Source organism: Xenorhabdus sp. NBAII XenSa04 (assembly GCF_963866145.1).
In the GTDB taxonomy this organism is placed as follows: domain Bacteria; phylum Pseudomonadota; class Gammaproteobacteria; order Enterobacterales; family Enterobacteriaceae; genus Xenorhabdus; species Xenorhabdus indica.
Genome location: NZ_CAWMEB010000044.1, coordinates 1 through 1,367, shown reverse-complemented (window position 1 = coordinate 1,367; position 1,367 = coordinate 1). Strand labels below are relative to the sequence as shown.

Annotated in this window: 1 protein-coding gene; it reads right to left on the bottom strand. The window is 57.0% G+C overall.

Annotated elements, in window-relative coordinates:
- Positions 1-1,367 (bottom strand): condensation domain-containing protein (locus tag AAC147_RS02065; protein ID WP_047685245.1); only part of this gene is annotated, 1,367 nt, incomplete at both ends.

Sequence of the window (1,367 nt, the reverse complement as noted above, 5' to 3'; positions counted from 1 at the left end):
TTCACGGTGCATCACTTCCACCGTTTCATGGTCACCAATCAGGTGATGGTGTAATTCCAGCAAGCACCAGCGGCCATCGGTTTCCTGCGCCACCACAAAATGCAGTAACGGCGCCTGACCCAAATCAAGACGATAATGGCGTGGATCAAAACGCTGACTTAACTGGTCCATAACCGGGCCATCAGCCGGATCCAGTGTCAGCTCTGTTACGGATAAGGGGGCCTGACGCCAGACAACCTGCACTGGCACAGACACGCCCTGCCAGATAAAGGCGGTGCGTAAAATATCGTGCCGGTCGACTATCCGTTGCATCGCTGCCAGATAACGATCCAGCAACGCGCGGTCAGAAAATGCGGTCCGGCCACTTAACAGGTATGTATCTCCTTCCTGTTCCAATACATGGTGGAACAAAATCCCGTCCTGCAACGGCGATAAGGCATAGATATCCTGAATATTTGCCACTCCGCCCGGCACCTGTCTGACAATATGGTCAATGTCCGCCTGGGTTAAATCCACCAACGGCAACATCGCCGGGGTCAGTTGCTGCGTTTCGGGGGTTATCATATTCGGTGGGATTTCGATAGCCCGGTGCTGCCCCACTGTTTGCGCCAGATTAGACAACACCGGCGACCGGAACAACGCCCGTGCTGTCAGGGCCAACCCCTGCTGACGCAGGCGTTCAATCATGCGCACCGCAAGCAGGGAGTGACCGCCCAACGCAAAGAAGCTGTCATGACGGCTGATTGGCTCAATACCCAGTAATTCCCCCCAAATCGCTGCCAGCGTCATTTCGGTTACCCCCTGTGGCGCTTCATACGCCTGCCGGGCAAAGGCGTCGCCGTCCGGGGCCGGCAAAGCACGGCGATCCAGTTTGCCGTTTGGTGTCAATGGCAATGCCTCCAGACGGACAAAAGCCGCCGGCACCATATAATCCGGTAACACCGTACTCAGATGAGTACGCAGGTTGTTAACCAGCGTTTCATCGGCTTCTGCTGCCCCCGTTTCCGCCACGATATAGGCCACCAGCCGTTTACCCTGCCCGTCATCCCATGCCAGCACGATCGTCTCCTTCACCGCCGGGTGTTCCAGCAAGCGGGTTTCAATTTCTCCCGGCTCAATGCGGAAGCCGCGGATTTTCACCTGCTGGTCGTTACGGCCCAAGAATTCCAGGCTACCATCCGACTGGTAACGGGCCATATCGCCGGTGCGGTACATCCGCGCCTCCGATACAGGGCTAAAGGGATCGGGGATAAACCGTGCCTCACTTAAAATTGGCTGGTTCAGATACCCCCGCGCTACCCCTACACCACCGATATAGATTTCCCCCACACCGCCTAACGGCACCGGTTGCCCGTGGCTGTCCAGCA